This window comes from uncultured Planktosalinus sp. (assembly GCF_963973675.1).
In the GTDB taxonomy this organism is placed as follows: Bacteria; Bacteroidota; Bacteroidia; order Flavobacteriales; family Flavobacteriaceae; genus Planktosalinus.
The window spans coordinates 1-2,717 of record NZ_CAXBAN010000359.1 but is presented as its reverse complement, the minus strand read 5'-3'; the positions used below and the strand labels follow the sequence as shown (position 1 = coordinate 2,717).

Here is a 2,717-nt window from a genome sequence, read left to right as displayed (position 1 = left end):
TGGATACAGCCACTTCGGGAACTTATGAACTCAACGGTGTCAACGTGAGTACCATGACCGATGATGAACTCGCCGAAATCAGAAATAAAGAAATAGGGTTTATATTTCAAACATTCAATTTGCTACCGAGAACCACTGCTCTCGAAAACGTTGCTTTACCAATGATTTATGCCGGTGCAACAAAAGCAGAACGTACTAAACGGGCACAAAAAGTGCTTGAGGATGTAGGACTTGCAGATAGAATGGATCACCGCCCCAACGAACTATCAGGTGGCCAGCGACAAAGAGTTGCCGTGGGCCGTGCTTTGGTAAACAACCCCTCCATAATCCTAGCAGATGAGCCTACAGGAAACCTGGACTCAAAAACATCTGAAGAAATCATGAACCTCATCGATGCCATTCATCAGTCAGGAAATACTGTGATTCTTGTTACACACGAAGAAGATATCGCGCAACGTGCCAAACGGGTAATTCGTTTAAGAGATGGCATGATTGAAAGTGATACCAGACAATAAATCTTTTATTGTTCCTCATATTTCAGCAATTCACATTTATTACCTTGCCACATTCTCAAAATTCCGTAATTTCGTAACTTGAATTACTATGATTAAAATTATACCATAATGAGCAAATATGATATTATCGTTTTAGGAAGTGGTCCCGGTGGTTATGTAACCGCTATTCGTGCCTCACAGTTAGGGTTTAAAACCGCAGTGATTGAAAAAGAAAGCCTTGGAGGTGTTTGCCTCAACTGGGGATGTATTCCCACCAAAGCCCTTTTAAAAAGCGCGCAGGTTTTTGATTACTTAAAACACGCTGAAGACTATGGACTCACCCTGAAAGATGCCGACAAGGATTTTTCCAAAGTGATAAAAAGAAGCCGTAATGTAGCCGGAGATATGAGCAAAGGCGTTCAGTTTTTGATGAAGAAAAACAAGATAGACGTCATCGATGGTTTCGGAAAATTAAAACCCGGAAAAAAAGTAGATGTTGATGGAAAAGAATACAGTGCAGATCATATCATCATTGCGACGGGAGCCCGCTCACGTGAACTTCCCAGCCTGAAACAGGACGGTAAAAAAGTAATTGGTTACCGCGAGGCCATGTCACTGGACAAACAACCCAAATCAATGATTGTTGTGGGAAGTGGTGCCATTGGCGTTGAATTTGCACATTTTTACAACGCAATGGGTACAGATGTAACCATCGTTGAATTTTTACCCAACCTTGTGCCGCTGGAAGACGAGGACGTATCCAAGCAATTTGAACGCTCATTCAAAAAAGCCGGAATCAAAGTGATGACCAGCTCTTCTGTAGAGTCGGTTGATGTTTCAGGGAAAGGTGTAAAAGCCAAAGTAAAAACCCCAAAAGGTGAAGAAACCCTTGAAGCTGATATCGTTTTATCTGCTGTGGGAATCAAATCAAATTTAGAAAATATCGGTCTTGAAGATGTAGGTATCGTTGTTGACAAGGATAAAATTATGGTCAACGACTGGTACCAAACCAACATTCCCGGCTATTATGCCATTGGAGATGTGGTTCCCGGTCCTGCATTGGCACACGTCGCTTCTGCAGAAGGGATTACTTGCGTCGAAAAAATAAAAGGGATGCATGTAGAAGCCATCGATTATGGCAACATACCGGGCTGTACATATGCTTCGCCTGAAATTGCCAGCGTAGGCATGACCGAAAAACAAGCTAAAGAAGCCGGATATGAGTTGAAAGTGGGGAAATTTCCATTCACTGCCTCTGGTAAAGCAAAAGCCGCCGGCACTCCCGATGGTTTTGTAAAAGTAATTTTTGACGCCAAATATGGCGAGTGGTTAGGCTGCCATATGATAGGCGCCGGAGTAACAGATATGATTGCAGAAGCCGTTTTGGGTCGCAAACTGGAAACCACTGGACACGAAGTATTAAAAGCCATTCACCCCCACCCCACTATGAGTGAGGCCGTAATGGAAGCCGTAGCAGATGCCTATGGCGAAGTGATTCACTTATAAGATTTTATCGTTCCCATGAACTGAAAAACGGTAGTCTGAAATTATTCAGCTACCGTTTTTTTATTTTCAGCACTTTTAACGTTGTACTTTTACCCTCTATGTTTATTTCACTTTCACCAACTCCACATCAAATACCAAAGTAGCATTTGGTGGAATCACACCACCGGCGCCTGAGGCTCCGTAGGCCAGTTGTGAAGGAATCACAAAACGGGCTTTATCGCCCTCCTTTAAAAGCAAAATCCCTTCATCCCATCCAGGAATCACACGTCCAATTCCCACAGGAAAATCGATGGGGTTGTTTCTTTCAAAAGAAGAATCAAAAACTTTTCCGTCAGTAAACATGCCTTTGTAGTGTACAAAAACGACATCGCCCTTTTTAGGCTGTTTTCCAGCTCCCTTTTCGGTGATTTTGTATCTCAAACCGCTTTTAGTTTCTTCAAAACCTTCAGCTAGTTTTCCCATTAGTTCTTCCTGGGCTTTCTTTGCAGCAGCTTCGCGCTTGGCTTTAGCACCTTCAAATTGCCTGAAAGACTCCACAGCATTCCACTTTTCGGCTTCAGCACCCACTCTTTGTATTTCCAGTTTCTCAATTTGATCACCCTGCGCAATGGCATCCACCACATCCTGTCCTTCAATCACTTTGCCAAAAACGGTATGATTGTCATCCAGCCAAGGCGTGGCAACGTGGGTGATGAAAAACTGACTTCCGTTTGTTGC

Annotated in this window: 3 protein-coding genes; 2 read left to right on the top strand and 1 reads right to left on the bottom strand. The window is 43.2% G+C overall.

Features of this window, described 5'->3' with window-relative positions; translation table 11 throughout:
- Both AACY61_RS11925 and lpdA read left to right on the top strand, forming a co-directional pair.
- Positions 1 to 515 (top strand): ABC transporter ATP-binding protein (locus AACY61_RS11925; RefSeq protein ID WP_339611804.1); only part of this gene is annotated, 515 nt, incomplete at its 5' end.
- Between the two features lie 108 nt (positions 516 to 623).
- Complete coding sequence (lpdA, locus tag AACY61_RS11920) at positions 624 to 2,000, top strand: dihydrolipoyl dehydrogenase (RefSeq protein WP_339611803.1); 1,377 nt, start codon at positions 624 to 626, stop codon at positions 1,998 to 2,000.
- Positions 2,001 to 2,102: 102 nt separating this feature from the next.
- Here the strand turns inward: lpdA and AACY61_RS11915 are convergent.
- On the bottom strand, positions 2,103 to 2,717 hold a 615-nt coding region (locus AACY61_RS11915; RefSeq protein WP_339611802.1), incomplete at its 5' end, for an FKBP-type peptidyl-prolyl cis-trans isomerase.